Origin of the sequence: Streptomyces sp. NPDC058279, from assembly GCF_042881255.1 — a bacterium.
Classification (GTDB): domain Bacteria; phylum Actinomycetota; class Actinomycetes; order Streptomycetales; family Streptomycetaceae; genus Streptomyces.
Window position 1 is genome coordinate 32321 of the sequence record NZ_JBHVYA010000002.1, and the last position, 15867, is coordinate 48187.

A 15867-nucleotide genomic window follows, 5' to 3' on the forward strand; every position below is an offset into this window, starting at 1 on the left:
CGCGGGAACACGAAGGGGGCGCCGCGCGGTCGCGCGACGCCCCCGTCCGTACCGGCCGAGCCGGATCAGAGCTTCTTGACCTCCGGAGCGGTCTCGGGAGCCGCCTGCGGAGCCGGTTCCCCCGCGGCGGCGTCCGCCGCCCCCGCCTCGGACTTCGCCTCGGGACCACCCTTGGTCTCGGCCGATCCGGCGCGGCCCCGCACCTCGGGGGTGCCGGCGGCGTCGGAAGCCACGACGGCATCGGAGGTCACGGCGGCGTCGGAGACCGCGGGGACGTCGGCGCCTTCCTTGGCGTCGGCCGCGGCGTCGGAGGCCGCGGGTCCCCGGTCCGGCTCCACGACCTCTTCGCGACCCGGCCGCAGCTTCTGCGACAGGACGAGGTAGACCACGGCGAGCACGAAGACGACGATCGCCGTCCAGACGTTCAGCCGCACGCCGAAGATGTGGTGCGCCTCGTCGACCCGCATGTACTCGATCCAACCGCGGCCCAGGCAGTAGGCGGCGACGTACAGGGCGAACGCCCGCCCGTGGCCGAGCTTGAAGCGGCGGTCGGCCCAGATCACCAGCAGGGCGACGCCCACGCACCACAGGGACTCGTAGAGGAAGGTGGGGTGGTAGAGGCCCGCGACCCGATTCGGGCCATCGCTGATCTTGAGGGCCCAGGGCAGGTCGGTGGGCCGTCCGTACAGCTCCTGGTTGAACCAGTTGCCCCAGCGACCGCACGCCTGGGCCAGCGCGATGCCCGGGGCGAGGGCGTCCGCCCAGGCCGGCAGCGGGATTCCGCGCAGACGACAGCCGATCCAGGCGCCCACCGCGCCGAGCGCGATCGCACCCCAGATGCCGAGGCCGCCCTCCCAGATCTTGAAGGCGTTGACCCAGTCGCGGCCCTCGCCGAAGTAGAGCTGGTAGTCGGTGATCACGTGATAGAGGCGGCCGCCGACCAGGCCGAACGGCACCGCCCACACGGCGATGTCCGCGACCGTGCCCGGCTTACCGCCGCGTGCGATCCAGCGCTTGTTGCCGAGCCAGACGGCGACGAAGACGCCGATGATGATGCAGAACGCGTAGCCGCGCAGCGGGATCGGTCCGAGATGGATCACGCCGGTCGACGGGCTGGGGATATAGGCAAGTGTCATGGCAGGACCGACGCTACCCTGCCGGGCGGTACCCACCGCAACCCGCCCGGCAACCCGCAGTGAAATCGATACTCAGTCCTCCGCGGCTCCTGCCTTGGACGAGCCCGCGCCGCTGCCGGCCCTGCTCCCGGAAGACGACGTGGCGGAGGAGGCGGACGCCTTCGCGGAAGCCGACGGCGAGACCGAGGGGGAGGCCGCCGCGGGCGGCGGCGAGCCCTTCCCCTTCGGGGGCGTCTGGGCACCGCCGTTCCCCTTGGCGGCGGCCTCCACCGCCTCCTTGAGCTTCTGCGGGGTCAGCGGGTTGGCCTGGTCGGCGAAGATGTCCTTGCCGTTCAGCAGCACGCTCGGGGTGCCGCGGAACTTCGCCGCCTGGAACGCCTCGTGCGACTTCGCGACCCAGCTGTTGTGCGTGCCGTCGTTCACGCAGGAGCGGAACGCCGGCGTGTCCAGCCCCTCCACCTTGCCCGCCAGCTCCAGCAGCCTGGCCTGCTTGGCGTAGGCGTCGTCGGTCTCCGGCGGCTGGTTCTCGAAGAGCACGTCGTGGTACGCGGGGAACTTGCCGGCGTCCTGGGCGCAGGCGGCCGCGTTCGCCGCGTTGAGGGACCCGGTGCCGCGCATGTTTCCGTCGATCAGCGTGACCAGGTGGTAGTCGACCTTGAGCAGTCCCCTGGCCTCCAGGTCGTGGACCGTGGTGCGGTAGTTGTCCTCGAACGCCTTGCAGGCCGGGCAGCGGAAGTCCTCCCACACGGTGAGGGTGGACTTGGCCTCGGGCTTGCCACTCTGGATGGCGAGCGCGTCCTTGCCGGTGGCCCCGGACGGGGCGGCCACCGGGGCCGCCTTGGCGGACTTGTCGCCCTTACCCGTGTTCGCCGCGATCAGGCCGACGACAGCGGCCAGGCCGAGTACGCCGACCACCGCCGCCGACACGATGAGGGTCCGGCGGCGCTTGTCCTTCTTCTTCTGCCGCTCGCGCTCCGCGAGGAGTCGCTCCCTGGCCGATCGTTTCGTCGCATCGCGGTTCGCACCGTCGTTCTTCTCGCTCACGTTCGGCCAAACGAAGCGGGGAGGCACTCGCGTGCCTCCCCGCTCCCACTTCCACTCGATCGGGCTACATAACCCCCGATCGGGCCCGCCTGGCGTCAGGACCTGCGTACGCCGTCCGCCAGCTCGCCCGCCAGCGCCCGCACGCCGTCCAGCCCGCTCCGCGCGTCCGGGGCGTCCAGCAGCACCTTCACGAAGGCCGAACCGACGATCACACCGTCCGCGAAGCCGGCGACCTGCTTCGCCTGTGCGGCGTTGGAGACGCCGAGGCCCACGCACACCGGCAGATCGGTGGTGGCCCGGGTGCGGCGCACCAGGTCCTGGGCCTGGTCGCCGACCGACTCGCGGGTGCCGGTGACGCCCATCAGGGAGGCGGCGTAGACGAAGCCCGAGCCGGCCGCGGTGATGGTGGCCAGGCGCGCGTCCCGGCTGCTCGGGGCGACGACGAAGACGGTCGCCAGCCCGTGCCGGGTCGCGTGCTCGCGCCACAGCGCGGACTCCTGGACCGGCAGGTCGGGCAGGATGCAGCCCGCGCCGCCCGCCGCCGCGAGTTCGGCAGTGAACCGCTCGACGCCGTAGCGGTCGATGGGGTTCCAGTAGGTCATGACCAGGATCGGGACGCCGGTGGCCTGGTACGCCTCGCGCACGGTGCGCATGACGTCGGCGATCTTCACACCGCCGCGCAGGGCGATGTCGTCGGCGGTCTGGATGACGGGACCGTCCAGGACCGGGTCGCTGTGCGGCAGGCCGATCTCCACCACGTCCGCGCCGCCGGCGACGACGGCCTTGACGGCCTCGATGCCGCCGTCCACGGTCGGGAAGCCGGCCGGGAGGTAGGCGACGAGGGCGGCGCGGTCCTCGGACTTCGCCTTGGCGAGGGTCGCGCTCAGCAGCTCGATGTTTCCGTTGGCGCTCACTTGTCGTCCCCCTCGGCGAACTCGTTCTCGGCCACTTCGCCGTCGGTGTCGTACAGGCCGAAGTAGCGGGCGGCGGTGTCCATGTCCTTGTCGCCGCGGCCGGACAGGTTGACCACGATCAGTCCGTCCGGGCCGAGTTCCCGGCCGAGGTCCAGCGCGCCCGCGAGGGCGTGCGCGGACTCGATCGCCGGGATGATGCCCTCGGTGCGGGACAGCAGGCGCAGGGCCTGCATCGCGGCGTCGTCGGTGATCGCGCGGTACTCGCCGCGGCCGATGTCCTTGAGGTAGGAGTGCTCGGGGCCGATGCCCGGGTAGTCCAGACCGGCCGAGATGGAGTAGGGCTCGGTGATCTGGCCCTCCTCGTCCTGGAGGACGTAGGAGCGCGAGCCGTGCAGGACGCCGGGCTCGCCGGCGGTGAGGGTGGCCGCGTGTTCGCCGGTCTCGACGCCGTGTCCCGCCGGCTCGAAGCCGACCAGGCGCACGCCTTCGTCGGGGATGAACGCGTGGAAGAGGCCGATGGCGTTGGAGCCGCCGCCGACGCAGGCCGCCACGGCGTCGGGCAGGCGTCCGGCGCGCTCCAGGATCTGCCGGCGGGCCTCGACGCCGATGACGCGGTGGAAGTCGCGGACCATGGCCGGGAAGGGGTGGGGTCCGGCGACGGTGCCGAAGAGGTAGTGGGTCTGGTCCACGTTGGCCACCCAGTCGCGGAACGCCTCGTTGATGGCGTCCTTGAGGGTGCGGGAGCCGGACTTCACGGCGATGACCTCGGCGCCCAGCATCCGCATGCGGGCCACGTTGAGGGCCTGGCGCTGCGTGTCGATCTCGCCCATGTAGATGGTGCAGTCGAGGCCGAAGAGGGCGCAGGCGGTGGCGGTGGCCACGCCGTGCTGGCCGGCGCCGGTCTCGGCGATGACGCGGGTCTTGCCCATGCGCTTGGTGAGCAGCGCCTGACCCAGCACGTTGTTGATCTTGTGCGAGCCGGTGTGGTTGAGGTCCTCGCGCTTGAGGAAGATCCGTGCGCCGCCCGCGTGCTCGGCGAAGCGGGGCACCTCGGTGAGGGCGCTGGGGCGGCCCGTGTAGTTGACCATGAGCTCGTTGAGCTCGGCCGCGAAGGACGGGTCGCCCTTGGCCTTCTCGTATTCGACGGCGACCTCGTCCACGGCGGCGACGAGCGCCTCCGGGATGAACTTGCCGCCGAAGTCGCCGAAGTAGCCCTCGGCGTTGGGGATCAGACCCTGCGGGTCCGGGATGAAGAACGAGTGGGTGGACATGTCCACTACTCCTACGGGGTGCGACGGGATGACTTCACCGTATTGCGCCGCCGGTCCGTGACCCGCGCACCCCGCCGGCGGCGGTGGTGGGGATACGGGACGAGCGGCCCGCGCCCGGAGCCGGCGGCTCGGGACGGCGGGCCGTACGAGGGTGCCCGGCCGGCACCTCAGGGGTGCCGGGGCGGGTCTGCCGTCGTCACGGCGCGGGCGAGGGGCGCCATCGCATGCCGTTGACCTGACCGGGCTCGGAGCCGATCACGTACCGCACCCGCCGTCCGTGCACGCGCCGGGCCGGGGCACGGCAGCCGCGGGGGCGGCAGCCGCGCGCCAGCGGCGCGTACGCCGTCGGCACGCCGGCCGGGCCGTGGGCCGGGCGGGTGCGGACGGAGGAGCGGGAGACGGGCACGGCAGGGTCAGCTCCGCCCGTGCCGCAGGGCGGGGTGGGCGCCGGCGGCCACCAGGTCGGCCACGGCCGCCTTCGGGTCGCGTCCGGTGACCAGGGACTCCCCGACGAGGACGGCGTCGGCGCCCTCGTTGGCGTACGCGATCAGGTCGTGCGGTCCGCGGATGCCGGACTCGGCGACCTTGACGATGTGGTCGGGGATGGCCTCGACGACGCGCTCGAAGGTGGAGCGGTCGACCTTGAGGTCCTTGAGGTTGCGCGCGTTGACGCCGATGATCTTGGCGCCGGCGGCGACGGCGCGCTCGACCTCGTCCTCGTCGTGGACCTCGACCAGCGGGGTCAGCCCGATGGACTGGGCCCGCTCGATGAGGGAGACGAGGGCTTCCTGTTCCAGGGCCGCGACGATCAGCAGGGCGAGGTCGGCGCCGTAGGCGCGGGCCTCCCAGAGCTGGTACGCCGTGACGATGAAGTCCTTGCGCAGGATCGGGATGTCCACGCGGGCGCGGACTGCCTCCAGGTCGGCCAGCGAGCCACCGAACCGACGCTGCTCGGTGAGGACGGAGATGACCGACGCACCACCCGCCTCGTAGTCGGCGGCGAGCCCGGCCGGATCGGCGATCGCGGCGAGCGCGCCCTTGGAGGGGCTGGAGCGCTTCACCTCGCAGATCACCTTGACGCTGTCGCCACGCAGGGCGGCGACACCGTCCTTGGCCTGGGGCGCCTTGGCGGCACGCTCCTTGAGCTCGTCGAGGCTCACGCGGGCCTGCCGTTCGGCAAGGTCTTCGCGGACCCCTTCGATGATCTCGTCGAGCACACTCACGCGAGCGGCCCCCTTCCGGGTCGATGACGGTCGGCCGCCTTGCAGACACGTTCCACTGCAAGGTCAGCACTCAAATGGTATCCGCAGGTCGCCACGGCCTCCGCACGGAGCGTGCGGGTGTCCCATGGACTGGACAGTCGGAATATGCGCTTCCTCCGGAATCCCGTCTTCCCCTCGCGCACCGCCCGTCTCAGGGGGCCAGGGCCGATCCGAAGGGCAGGTTGCGGACGACGGCGAAGGTCAGCAGGACCGCTCCCACAGCCCACCAGTACACCGGTTTGAGGGTGATCCTGGGCGGCGGCCCGCCGCGCGCGGCCCGGACCAGCCACACGGCCAGGAACGCGGCGAACAGGAAGTAGCCGAGGACGGCGACGGCGTTGTCGCCGAGCGCGGTCGCCAGATCTCCGTGGGCGAAGGCGTGTGCGCTGCGCAGCCCGCCGCAGCCGGGGCACAGGATGCCGGTCAGCCGCAGCAGCGGACAGACGGGGTAGTGGCCCGGCCGGTTCGGGTCGACCGTGCCCACGTACGTGAACGCGGCGACCGTCCCGGCCAGCGTGAGCACGGGGGCGGCGAGGGCCCGCGCCGGGGAGACCGGCGGCGGCGCAGTGGGCCGTCCGGGCGCCGGGCAGGGGGTGTGAGGGGCGTCCACGCGGTGATTCTCTCCGCTCATGACAAAAGGCGCAGCCCGACGGGGCCGCGCCTCTCGAAACCGCGCCTTCCGGGACCGACGGCGCGGCGGCCGGCGGCGCGCCGGCCGACTACGGGCAACCGACTACGGGCGGCCGACTACCGGCAGCCGGCTCAGACCTTGGTGGCGAGCTTGTTGGCGGCGATGACCTGCGCGAGGTCCTCGTGCTCCGCCTTCGGGGCGCCCATGCCCGCCGCCTTCATCGCCAGGCCGACGACACCGCCGAGCGCGACGACGACCAGGCCGGCCCAGAAGCCGAGCGGGTTCGCCAGCACCATGAAGGCGCCGGAGATGCAGAAACCGATGAAGGCGATGATGACACCGGTCCAGGCGGCCGGGGTGTGTCCGTGGTGCGTGCCCGCCATGAGTTGCTCCTCGTTGCTCTGTCGCGCAGTGCTGAATCAAACGCGTCTGTGTCGAACGCTCGATGACCATTGTCCCGCACCGGGCGCGGCCCGCTGTCAGTGGGTCGGGTCCTCGCCCCGGTCCAGAGCCTTCCACAGATCCTCGGGCCGGTCCGGGTCCACCGCCGCCGGCTTGCGCGTCCGGGGGCTGCCGTCGCGCTCGTAGCGGCCGCCCATGGCGGGCCAGCCGCTGCCGAAGCGCAGGGCCAGCAGCCCGGCGAGCAGGATCAGCACCGCTCCGCAGGCTGCGACGTACGGCCAGGGGGTGTGGGTCAACCCGGCCACCCGGGCGGCGGTGTCCGCGGTCGTGGTGGCGGCCTTCTCGTCCAGCGCCCGGCGGTCGTCGGCGGCCGTCACCGCGGCGAGCGCCGCGCCCAGGCCGCTCAGCGCCAGCAGGGCGGACACCAGCAGTCGGGACTTGCCGCGTACGGCGAACACCGCCACCAGGGCCGCGAGCCCGACGATGGCCAGGGCGGCGGGCAGCCCGGTGACGGTCTGCCCGTCCGCGCTCAGCGGGAGCGATCCCCCCGCGACGACGGCGCTGCCACGGGCCCATACCCGGCCGGTGGCGAGCAGGACGACGGTGGCGCCGAGCGCGCCGAGCAGCAGGGCGGCGGCCACGCTGCGGCGGCCGCGACGGCTGTCGGCAGCCTCGGGCTCGGGCGCGGACGCGGCTTCGGTTCGGGGCGGGGGTACGGCACTCACGTACCCCACTATCCCCTACCGGCTCAGACGCCGTGGAGGCGGTTCGCCGCTCCCACCGCGCGGAGCACCGCGGCGGCCTTGTTGCGGCACTCGTTGTCCTCCAGCTCGGGCACCGAATCCGCGACGACACCCGCTCCGGCCTGCACGTAGGCGGTGCCGTCGCGCAGCAGCGCGGTACGGATGGCGATGGCCGTGTCGGAGTCGCCGGCGAAGTCGAGGTAGCCGACGCAGCCGCCGTACAGGCCCCGCCGGGACGGTTCCAGCTCCTCGATGATCTGCATGGCGCGGGGCTTGGGCGCGCCGGAGAGGGTGCCGGCCGGGAAGCAGGCCGTGAGCACGTCGAAGGCGGTCTTGCCCTCGGCGACGCGGCCCGTGACGGTCGAGACGATGTGCATGACGTGGGAGTAGCGCTCGATGCTCATGAAGTCGACGACCTCGACGGAGCCCGGCTCGCACACCCGGCCCAGGTCGTTGCGGCCGAGGTCGACCAGCATCAGGTGCTCGGCGCGTTCCTTGGGATCGGCCAGCAGTTCCTCGGCGAGCTCGTTGTCCTCCTGCGGGGTGGCGCCGCGGTGCCGGGTCCCGGCGATGGGGTGCACCATGGCCCGGCCGTCCTCGACCTTGACCAGCGCCTCGGGGCTGGAGCCGACGACGTCGAAGCCGTTCTCGAAGCGGAAGAGGTACATGTACGGCGACGGGTTGGTGGCCCGCAGGACCCGGTAGACGTCCAGCGCGGACGCCGCGCAGGGAGTCTCGAACCGCTGGGAGGGCACGACCTGGAACGCCTCGCCGGCCCGGATGCGTTCCTTGACGTCCTCGACGGCGGCCTGGTACTTCTCGCCGCCCCACAGTGCGGAGAACTCGGGCAGCTCGGAGACCGGCAGCGGTGTCGGCACGTAGGGCGCGGGCCGCGCGAGGTCGGCCTCCATCGCGTCGAGGCGGGCGACGGCGTCCGCGTACGCCTCGTCCACGCCGGTGTCGAGGTCGTTGTGGTTGATGGCGTTGGCGATGAGCTGGACCGTGCCGTCCCAGTGGTCCATGACGGCGAGGTCCGAGGTGAGCAGCATGGTCAGCTCGGGGAGCCGCAGGTCGTCCTCGGCGTGTTCGCCGATGCGCTCCAGGCGGCGCACGATGTCGTAGCCGAGGTAGCCGACCATGCCGCCGGTGAAGGGCGGCGTCCCGGCCGCGTTGTCGCGTGGGGTGTGCAGGGCCTCGACGGTGGCGCGCAGGGCGTCGAGGGGGTCTCCGGTGGTGGGGACGCCGACGGGGGCGGCGCCGATCCAGTGCGCCTGCCCGTCGCGGACGGTCAGCGTGGCGTCGGAGCGGACGCCGATGAAGGAGTAGCGGGACCAGGACCGCCCGTTCTCCGCGGACTCCAGCAGGAAGGTGCCGGGGCGTTCGGCGGCGAGCTTCCGGTAGAGGCCGACCGGGGTGTCTCCGTCGGCGAGCAGTTTGCGACTGACGGGGATGACGCGGCGGTCGACCGCGAGCTTGCGGAACGTCTCAAGATCCATGGCGTGGGACCCTACCTAGCTATTCGGCGGCCAGCGGGAGGACATCGGCGTCGAAGCACGTCCGGGCACCCGTGTGGCAGGCGGCCCCGACCTGGTCGACCTTGACGAGCACGGTGTCCGCGTCGCAGTCGAGGGCGACGGACTTCACGTGCTGGAAGTGGCCGGAAGTATCCCCCTTGACCCAGTACTCCTGACGGCTGCGGGACCAGTAGGTGCAGCGTCCGGTGGTCAGGGTGCGGTGCAGGGCCTCGTCGTCCATCCAGCCGAGCATGAGCACCTCACCGGTGTCGTACTGCTGGGCGATGGCCGGTACCAGACCGTCCGCGGAGCGCTTGAGGCGGGCGGCGATCGCGGGATCGAGGGAGGTCGTACTCATGGGGCCATTGTGCCGGGCGAGGGGGATGATCATCGATGGCTGTCCGCCTGATGGGCAGGCAGGGGGCGGGTTCCGGCCGTAGGCTGGCCCCCATGTCTACCCATGCGAAGCGTGAACGTCTGCTGCTGGCCGATCTGTTGGAGGCGGCGGGACCGGAGGCGCCGACGCTGTGCGACGGCTGGGGCACGCGCGAACTGGCGGCGCACGTGGTCGTCCGGGAGCGCCGCCCGGACGCGGCCGGCGGCCTGCTGCTGAACGTGCTCAAGGGACGCCTGGACAAGGCGATGGCCGAGTACACGGCCAAGCCGTACGAGGAACTCATCCGGCTGATCCGTACCGGGCCGCCCAAGATGTCCGTGTACTCCGTCAAGCAGATCGACGAGGCGGCGAACGCGGTGGAGTTCTACGTCCACGCCGAGGACGTCCGGCGGGCGCAGCCCGACTGGTCCCCGCGCCCGCTGGACCCGGTCTTCTCCGACGTCCTCTGGTCCCGGCTGGAGAAGCTGGCCCGCCTGACGGGCCGCCGCTCGCCGGTCGGCCTGGTGCTGCGCCGCCCGGACGGCCGTACGGCGGTCGCCCACAAGGGCACCCCGGTGGTGACGGTCACGGGCGAGCCGGGCGAGCTGACGCTGTTCTGCTTCGGCCGCCAGGAGTCCGCCGCCGTGGAACTGGACGGCGCGCCGGAGGCCGTCGCGAAGCTGACGGTGGCGAAACTGGGGATCTGACGCCTCGCCCCGCGCTCCGCGCCGCTGTGCTCCGGCCGGTCGGCCGGAGCACGGGACGCCGTCAGCGGACCGGGTGGCCGGCCTCGCGGAGGGTGTCCTTGACCTCGCCGATGCGCAGGTCGCCGAAGTGGAACACCGACGCGGCGAGCACCGCGTCGGCGCCCGCGGCGATGGCCGGCGGGAAGTGCTCCAGCTTGCCCGCGCCGCCCGAGGCGATCACCGGGACGCGGACGTGCTCTCGCACCGCCGCGATCATCTCGGTGTCGTAGCCGTCCTTCGTGCCGTCGGCGTCCATCGAGTTCAGCAGGATCTCCCCGGCGCCCAGCTCGGCGGCCCGGTGCGCCCACTCGACGGCGTCGATGCCGGCGCTCTTGCGACCGCCGTGCGTGGTGACCTCGAACGCGCCGGACGCGGTGCGCCGCGCGTCCACCGACAGCACCAGCACCTGCCGGCCGAACCGCTCCGCGATCTCCCGGATGAGGTCGGGCCGCTCGATGGCGGCCGTGTTCACGCCCACCTTGTCGGCGCCCGCCCGCAGCAGCTTGTCCACGTCGTCGGCCGTGCGGACGCCGCCGCCCACGGTCAGCGGGATGAAGACCTGCTCGGCGGTCCGGCGCACCACGTCGTAGGTGGTCTCCCGGTTCCCGGAGGACGCGGTGATGTCGAGGAAGGTCAGCTCGTCCGCGCCCTCGGCGTCGTAGAGCTTGGCCATCTCCACCGGGTCACCGGCGTCGCGCAGGTTCTGGAAGTTGACCCCCTTGACGACCCGGCCGTTGTCCACGTCCAGGCAGGGGATCACCCGTACGGCGAGCGTCATGCCGTCCCTCCTTCGAGACCGTCGGGGGCCCCGTACGCCTCGACCTCGACCTCGACGACCATGGACGGGTCGACGAAGCCGGAAACGATGATCATGGACGCGGCGGGGCGCACCGCGTCGAACAGCTCCTTGTGCGCGCGGCCGACGTCGTCCACGTCCCGGGCGTGCGTGAGGTACATCCGGGTGCGGACCACGTGCTCGGCGCCGAGACCGGCCTGCTCCAGCGCCTTGATGGCCACACCGAAGGCCGTGATGGCCTGTTCGTAGGGGCCGCCGCCGTCGGCCGCGGTGCAGCCGGAGACCAGGACCAACCCGTTGGGGAGCCGCACGGCCCGGCTGTAGCCGATGACATCCTCGTAGGGGCCGCCGGAGGAGATGCGGCGCACTTCGTCGGGAGCGCTCACTCGGACACCACCCGCAGCGCCTCTTCGAGGGTGAACGCCTTCGCGTACAGGGCCTTGCCGACGATGGCGCCCTCGACGCCCAGCGGCACCAGCTCGGACAGCGCCCGCAGGTCGTCCAGCGAGGAGATGCCGCCGGAGGCGACGACGGGCCGGTCGGTCGCGGCGCAGACGCCGCGCAGCAGTTCCAGGTTGGGGCCGGTCAGGGTGCCGTCCTTGCCGATGTCGGTGACGACGTACCGGGCGCAGCCCTCGGAGTCCAGGCGGGCGAGGGTCTCGTACAGGTCGCCGCCCTCGCTGGTCCAGCCGCGGCCCTTGAGGGTGGTGCCGCGTACGTCGAGCCCGACCGCGATCCTGTCGCCGTGCTCGGCGATCGCCTTGGCCGCCCACTCCGGGGTCTCCAGGGCGGCGGTGCCGAGGTTGACGCGGGTGCAACCGGTCGCGAGGGCGGCGGCGAGCGAGGCGTCGTCGCGGATGCCGCCGGACAGTTCGACCTTGATGTCCATGGCGCCGGTGATCTCGGCGACCAGGGCGCGGTTGTCACCGGTGCCGAAGGCGGCGTCCAGGTCGACCAGGTGCAGCCATTCGGCGCCGGCGCGCTGCCAGGCGAGGGCCGCCTCCAGTGGGGAGCCGTACGAGGTCTCGCTGCCGGACACGCCGTGCACGAGGCGTACGGCCTGGCCGTCGCGGACGTCGACCGCGGGGAGCAGCTCAAGCGTGGGTGCGGGCATCACAGGGTCTCGATCCAGTTGGTGAGGAGCTGGGCGCCGGCGTCGCCGGACTTCTCGGGGTGGAACTGGGTGGCCCACAGGGCCCCGTTCTCCACCGCCGCGACGAACCGTTCGCCGTGGGTGGCCCAGGTGACCTTGGGGGCGCGGATCAGCGGGTTGGTGACCTCCAGGCTCCAGTCGTGCGCCGCGTAGGAGTGCACGAAGTAGAACCGGGCGTCGGCGTCCAGGCCCTTGAATGCCTGGCTGTCGGTCGGCGCCTCGACGGTGTTCCAGCCCATGTGGGGCACGATCGGGGCCTTGAGCGGGCCGACCGTGCCGGGCCACTCGTCGAGGCCCTCGGTCTCCACGCCGTGTTCGATGCCGCGCTCGAAGAGGATCTGCATGCCGACGCAGATGCCCATGACGGGCCGGCCGCCGGACAGCCGGCGCCCGATGATCCAGTCGCCGCGGACGTCCTTGAGACCCTGCATGCAGGCCGAGAAGGCGCCGACGCCGGGGACGAGGAGCCCGTCGGCGTCCATGGCCTTGTCGTAGTCGCGGGTGATCTCGACGTCCGCGCCGACACGCGCGAGCGCCCGCTCGGCGGACCGCACGTTGCCGAAGCCGTAGTCGAAGACCACGACGGTCTTGGTGGGGCGGGTTGCGCTCATTCCCAGATTCCTTGGATCCGCAGGACTCCGGCGGCGAGGCACATCACGGAGCCGATGGCGAGCAGGACGATGACCGACAGGGGCATCTTCTGCTTGTGGAAGGAGTAGACGCCCCCGGCCAGGAACAGGCCGAGGACGATCAGGATGGTGTTCAGGCCGTTCACGGCTAGAGGGCGCCCTTCGTGGAGGGCAGGATTCCGGCCGCGCGCGGGTCGAACTCGGCGGCGTAGCGCAGGGCCCGGGCGAGGGCCTTGAACTGGCACTCCACGATGTGGTGGGCGTTGCGCCCGTACGGGACGTGGACGTGCAGGGCGATCTGCGCCTGCGCGACGAAGGACTCCAGGATGTGCCGGGTCATCGTCGTGTCGTACGCGCCGATCATCGGCGCCATGTTCTCGGGCTCGGTGTGCACGAGGTAGGGGCGGCCCGACAGGTCGACGGTCACCTGGGCGAGGGACTCGTCCAGCGGGACGGTGCAGTTGCCGAAGCGGTAGATGCCGACCTTGTCGCCGAGGGCCTGCTTGAAGGCGGCGCCCAGCGCGAGGGCGGTGTCCTCGATGGTGTGGTGGCTGTCGATGTGCAGGTCGCCGTCGGTCTTGACGGTGAGGTCGAAGAGGCCGTGCCGGCCGAGCTGGTCGAGCATGTGGTCGTAGAAGCCCACGCCCGTGGAGACGTCGACCTTGCCGGTGCCGTCGAGGTTTATCTCGACGACGACCGAGGTCTCCTTCGTGGTCCGTTCGACCCGTCCGATGCGGCTCATGCCTGCTGCTCCTTCTTCAGTGCGCGAACCGCTTCCAGGAACGCGTCGTTCTCGGCGGGGGTGCCCGCGGTGACCCGCAGCCATCCCGGTACGCCGTTGTCCCTGACCAGGACACCCCGGTCGAGGATCTTCTGCCAGGCGGTGTGGGAGTCGTCGAACCTGCCGAACTGAATGAAGTTCGCGTCGGATTCGGTGACCTCGTAGCCGACGGCCCGCAGTTCGTCGACCAGGCGGTCCCGTTCGGCCTTGAGCTGCTCGACGTAGCCGAGCAGCGTGTCGGTGTGTTCCAGGGCGGCCAGCGCGGTCGCCTGGGTGACGGCCGACAGGTGGTACGGCAGGCGCACCAACTGCACGGCGTCGACCACGGCGGGGTGCGCGGCGAGGTAGCCCAGGCGCAGGCCGGCGGCGCCGAATGCCTTGGACATGGTCCGCGAGACCACCAGGCACGGCCGGCCCTCGATGAGCGGGAGCAGGGAGTCCCGGTGGGAGAACTCGACGTACGCCTCGTCCACGACCACGAGGGAGGGCTTGACCGCCTGGGCGGCCTCGTAGAGGGCGAGGACCGTCTCGGCCTCGACCGCGGTGCCCGTGGGGTTGTTGGGGGAGGTGATGAACACGACGTCGGGCGCGTGCTCGGCGATCGCCCGCTCGGCGGCCGCCACGTCGATGGTGAAGTCCTCCCGGCGGGGGCCGGAGATCCAGCCGGTGCCGGTGCCGCGGGCGATGAGGGCGTGCATCGAGTACGAGGGCTCGAATCCCATCGCGGTGCGGCCGGGGCCGCCGAAGGTCTGCAGCAGTTGCTGGATGACCTCGTTGGAGCCGTTGGCGGCCCATACGTTCTCGCGCGCCACCGGGTGTTTGCCGGTACGGGTCAGGTACGCGGCCAGCTCGGTCCGCAGCTCCACCGCGTCCCGGTCGGGGTAGCGGTTGAGGGTGCGGGCGGCGTCGGCGACGCGCTCGGCGATGCGCCGCACGAGCGGTTCGGGCAGCTCGTACGGGTTCTCGTTGGTGTTCAGCTGGACGGGCACGTCGAGCTGCGGGGCGCCGTACGGGGACTTGCCGCGCAGCTCGTCCCGGATGGGGAGGTCGTCCCAGGGGGACGGGGATGTGTTGCCGGTCATGCCTGCGGCACCTTCCATCCGAACCGCGCCTTCAGGGCCGCGCCGTGCGCCGGCAGGTCCTCGGCCTCGGCGAGGGTGACCACGTGGTGGGCGACCTCGGCGAGGGCGTCGCGCGAGTAGTCGACGATGTGGATGCCGCGCAGGAAGGACTGGACGGACAGCCCCGAGGAGTGGCAGGCGCAGCCGCCGGTGGGCAGGACGTGGTTGGACCCGGCGCAGTAGTCGCCGAGCGAGACCGGCGCCCACGGGCCGACGAAGATCGCACCGGCGTTGCGTACCCGGGCGGCCCAGGCGGCGGCGTCGGCGGTCTGGATCTCCAGGTGCTCGGCGCCGTACGCGTCGACGACCTTGAGGCCGTCCTCCAGGGTGTCGACCAGCACGATCGCGGACTGCCTGCCCGCGAGGGCGGGCTTGATCCGGTCCTCGATGTGCTTGGTGGCCGCGACCTGCGGTTCCAGTTCCTTCTCGACGGCCGCCGCGAGTTCCTCGGAGTCCGTGACCAGGACGGCCGCGGCGAGCGGGTCGTGCTCGGCCTGGCTGATCAGGTCGGCGGCGACGTGCACGGGGTCGGCCGTGGAGTCCGCGAGGACCGCGATCTCGGTCGGGCCGGCCTCGGTGTCGATGCCGATCCTGCCGGTGAAGTAGCGCTTGGCCGCGGCGACCCAGATGTTGCCGGGGCCGGTCACCATGTTCGCGGGCGCGCACTCCTCGGTGCCGTACGCGAACATCGCGACGGCCTGGGCGCCGCCCGCCGCGTACACCTCGTCGACGCCCAGCAGGGCGCAGGCGGCGAGGATCGTCGGGTGCGGCAGGCCGTCGAACTCGACCTGCGGCGGGGAGGCGAGCGCGATCGACTCGACCCCGGCCTCCTGGGCGGGCACGACGTTCATCACCACGGAGGACGGGTACACGGAGCGACCGCCCGGCGCGTACAGGCCCACGCGCTCGACGGGAACCCACTTCTCGGTCACGGTGCCGCCGGGGACCACCTGGGTGGTGTGCTCGGTGCGGCGCTGCTCGCGGTGGACGATCCGGGCGCGCCGGATCGACTCCTCCAGGGCGGCGCGGACGGCCGGATCCAGCTGCTCCAGGGCGCTCGCGAGGGCCTGCGCCGGGACCCGGACCCGCGACAGCTCGACCCCGTCGAACTTCCGCGCGTACTCGATCAGCGCCGCCGTGCCACGATGATGCACGTCCTCGCAGATGGGCCGCACCTTCTCCAGGGCGGCTTCCACGTCGAACTCGGCACGGGGCAGCAGATCGCGCAGGGCGCCACCCTCGGGGAGGATGTCACCGCGCAGGTCGATACGAGAGATCACGTCCCAATTCTCTCAGACCGGCTCCCGGCACCGTTCGTCCGTATCACTGGCTGATACACGCCCCGGAT

General features: G+C 72.0%; 20 protein-coding genes. 1 reads left to right on the forward strand and 19 read right to left on the reverse strand.

Going from position 1 to position 15867, the window contains the following annotated elements; genetic code table 11:
- Positions 1-65: 65 nt before the first annotated feature.
- From lgt to hisI, 11 genes are all read right to left on the reverse strand, one after another.
- Positions 66-1136 (reverse strand): prolipoprotein diacylglyceryl transferase, encoded by a 1071-nt coding sequence (lgt, locus tag ACFVXJ_RS04890; protein ID WP_389658733.1) that lies wholly within the window; start codon positions 1134-1136, stop codon positions 66-68.
- 72 nt (positions 1137-1208) lie between these two features.
- On the reverse strand, positions 1209-2180 hold the full coding sequence (locus ACFVXJ_RS04895) for a thioredoxin domain-containing protein (RefSeq protein ID WP_389658736.1): 972 nt from the start codon (positions 2178-2180) through the stop codon (positions 1209-1211).
- Between the two features lie 95 nt (positions 2181-2275).
- Complete coding sequence (gene trpA / locus ACFVXJ_RS04900) at positions 2276-3094, reverse strand: tryptophan synthase subunit alpha (protein ID WP_389658739.1); 819 nt, start codon at positions 3092-3094, stop codon at positions 2276-2278.
- Positions 3091-4365 carry a tryptophan synthase subunit beta gene (trpB, locus tag ACFVXJ_RS04905; RefSeq protein ID WP_389658742.1) on the reverse strand — a complete coding sequence of 425 codons (1275 nt, stop codon included), beginning with the start codon at positions 4363-4365 and terminating at the stop codon, positions 3091-3093. Before trpB ends, trpA begins: the two co-directional genes overlap by 4 nt.
- A gap of 196 nt (positions 4366-4561) precedes the next feature.
- Positions 4562-4771 carry a tryptophan biosynthesis modulator TrpM gene (trpM, locus tag ACFVXJ_RS04910; protein ID WP_389658745.1) on the reverse strand — a complete coding sequence of 70 codons (210 nt, stop codon included), beginning with the start codon at positions 4769-4771 and terminating at the stop codon, positions 4562-4564.
- A 7-nt stretch (positions 4772-4778) separates the two neighbouring features.
- On the reverse strand, positions 4779-5588 hold the full coding sequence (trpC, locus tag ACFVXJ_RS04915) for an indole-3-glycerol phosphate synthase TrpC (protein WP_389658748.1): 810 nt from the start codon (positions 5586-5588) through the stop codon (positions 4779-4781).
- Positions 5589-5778: 190 nt separating this feature from the next.
- Positions 5779-6258 carry a DUF2752 domain-containing protein gene (locus ACFVXJ_RS04920; protein ID WP_389658751.1) on the reverse strand — a complete coding sequence of 160 codons (480 nt, stop codon included), beginning with the start codon at positions 6256-6258 and terminating at the stop codon, positions 5779-5781.
- 131 nt (positions 6259-6389) lie between these two features.
- The gene (locus ACFVXJ_RS04925) at positions 6390-6641 is read right to left on the reverse strand and encodes an HGxxPAAW family protein (protein ID WP_389658754.1); all 252 of its coding nucleotides are present in this window, start codon (positions 6639-6641) and stop codon (positions 6390-6392) included.
- Between the two features lie 96 nt (positions 6642-6737).
- On the reverse strand, positions 6738-7394 hold the full coding sequence (locus ACFVXJ_RS04930; RefSeq protein WP_389658757.1) for a TIGR02234 family membrane protein: 657 nt from the start codon (positions 7392-7394) through the stop codon (positions 6738-6740).
- Positions 7395-7408: 14 nt separating this feature from the next.
- Positions 7409-8899 carry an anthranilate synthase component I gene (locus tag ACFVXJ_RS04935; RefSeq protein ID WP_389658760.1) on the reverse strand — a complete coding sequence of 497 codons (1491 nt, stop codon included), beginning with the start codon at positions 8897-8899 and terminating at the stop codon, positions 7409-7411.
- Between the two features lie 19 nt (positions 8900-8918).
- Positions 8919-9275 (reverse strand): phosphoribosyl-AMP cyclohydrolase, encoded by a 357-nt coding sequence (gene hisI / locus ACFVXJ_RS04940; protein ID WP_136215262.1) that lies wholly within the window; start codon positions 9273-9275, stop codon positions 8919-8921.
- Positions 9276-9367: 92 nt separating this feature from the next.
- Here hisI and ACFVXJ_RS04945 point away from each other — a divergent pair, with 92 nt between their 5' ends.
- Positions 9368-10000: a TIGR03085 family metal-binding protein gene (locus ACFVXJ_RS04945; protein WP_389658764.1), complete on the forward strand. Its 633-nt coding sequence runs from the start codon at positions 9368-9370 to the stop codon at positions 9998-10000.
- 61 nt (positions 10001-10061) lie between these two features.
- On the opposite strand, the gene hisF is transcribed toward ACFVXJ_RS04945, so the two are convergent.
- Genes hisF through hisD form a run of 8 tightly spaced genes read right to left on the reverse strand, consistent with a single transcriptional unit; the run spans position 10062 to position 15799 of the window.
- Positions 10062-10817 carry an imidazole glycerol phosphate synthase subunit HisF gene (gene hisF / locus ACFVXJ_RS04950; protein WP_389658767.1) on the reverse strand — a complete coding sequence of 252 codons (756 nt, stop codon included), beginning with the start codon at positions 10815-10817 and terminating at the stop codon, positions 10062-10064.
- Positions 10814-11221: a RidA family protein gene (locus ACFVXJ_RS04955; protein WP_389658770.1), complete on the reverse strand. Its 408-nt coding sequence runs from the start codon at positions 11219-11221 to the stop codon at positions 10814-10816. Before ACFVXJ_RS04955 ends, hisF begins: the two co-directional genes overlap by 4 nt.
- Complete coding sequence (gene priA / locus ACFVXJ_RS04960) at positions 11218-11949, reverse strand: bifunctional 1-(5-phosphoribosyl)-5-((5-phosphoribosylamino)methylideneamino)imidazole-4-carboxamide isomerase/phosphoribosylanthranilate isomerase PriA (RefSeq protein WP_389658773.1); 732 nt, start codon at positions 11947-11949, stop codon at positions 11218-11220. Before priA ends, ACFVXJ_RS04955 begins: the two co-directional genes overlap by 4 nt.
- Entirely contained in the window at positions 11949-12599 is a 651-nt protein-coding gene (hisH, locus tag ACFVXJ_RS04965) for an imidazole glycerol phosphate synthase subunit HisH (RefSeq protein WP_389658776.1), read from the reverse strand. The genes priA and hisH overlap by 1 nt, the downstream gene beginning before the upstream one ends.
- Positions 12596-12763, reverse strand: coding sequence for a hypothetical protein (locus ACFVXJ_RS04970; protein WP_389658779.1), 168 nt, complete (start codon positions 12761-12763; stop codon positions 12596-12598). The genes hisH and ACFVXJ_RS04970 overlap by 4 nt, the downstream gene beginning before the upstream one ends.
- Before the next feature lie 2 nt (positions 12764-12765).
- Positions 12766-13359: an imidazoleglycerol-phosphate dehydratase HisB gene (gene hisB / locus ACFVXJ_RS04975; protein WP_136215256.1), complete on the reverse strand. Its 594-nt coding sequence runs from the start codon at positions 13357-13359 to the stop codon at positions 12766-12768.
- Positions 13356-14480 carry a histidinol-phosphate transaminase gene (locus ACFVXJ_RS04980; RefSeq protein ID WP_389658782.1) on the reverse strand — a complete coding sequence of 375 codons (1125 nt, stop codon included), beginning with the start codon at positions 14478-14480 and terminating at the stop codon, positions 13356-13358. The genes hisB and ACFVXJ_RS04980 overlap by 4 nt, the downstream gene beginning before the upstream one ends.
- Positions 14477-15799 carry a histidinol dehydrogenase gene (gene hisD / locus ACFVXJ_RS04985; protein ID WP_389658785.1) on the reverse strand — a complete coding sequence of 441 codons (1323 nt, stop codon included), beginning with the start codon at positions 15797-15799 and terminating at the stop codon, positions 14477-14479. Before hisD ends, ACFVXJ_RS04980 begins: the two co-directional genes overlap by 4 nt.
- Positions 15800-15867: the final 68 nt, after the last annotated feature.

Coding starts and splice junctions, on each gene's coding strand:
- ACFVXJ_RS04945 (WP_389658764.1), top strand. CDS start 9,368: ATGTCTACCCATGCGAAGCGTGAACGTCTGCTGCTGGCCGATCTGTTG.
- hisH (WP_389658776.1), bottom strand. CDS start 12,599: ATGAGCGCAACCCGCCCCACCAAGACCGTCGTGGTCTTCGACTACGGC.
- hisF (WP_389658767.1), bottom strand. CDS start 10,817: ATGACGCTCGCCGTACGGGTGATCCCCTGCCTGGACGTGGACAACGGC.
- trpB (WP_389658742.1), bottom strand. CDS start 4,365: ATGTCCACCCACTCGTTCTTCATCCCGGACCCGCAGGGTCTGATCCCC.
- lgt (WP_389658733.1), bottom strand. CDS start 1,136: ATGACACTTGCCTATATCCCCAGCCCGTCGACCGGCGTGATCCATCTC.
- hisB (WP_136215256.1), bottom strand. CDS start 13,359: ATGAGCCGCATCGGACGGGTCGAACGGACCACGAAGGAGACCTCGGTC.
- ACFVXJ_RS04925 (WP_389658754.1), bottom strand. CDS start 6,641: ATGGCGGGCACGCACCACGGACACACCCCGGCCGCCTGGACCGGTGTC.
- ACFVXJ_RS04920 (WP_389658751.1), bottom strand. CDS start 6,258: ATGAGCGGAGAGAATCACCGCGTGGACGCCCCTCACACCCCCTGCCCG.
- ACFVXJ_RS04980 (WP_389658782.1), bottom strand. CDS start 14,480: ATGACCGGCAACACATCCCCGTCCCCCTGGGACGACCTCCCCATCCGG.
- priA (WP_389658773.1), bottom strand. CDS start 11,949: ATGCCCGCACCCACGCTTGAGCTGCTCCCCGCGGTCGACGTCCGCGAC.
- ACFVXJ_RS04935 (WP_389658760.1), bottom strand. CDS start 8,899: ATGGATCTTGAGACGTTCCGCAAGCTCGCGGTCGACCGCCGCGTCATC.
- hisI (WP_136215262.1), bottom strand. CDS start 9,275: ATGAGTACGACCTCCCTCGATCCCGCGATCGCCGCCCGCCTCAAGCGC.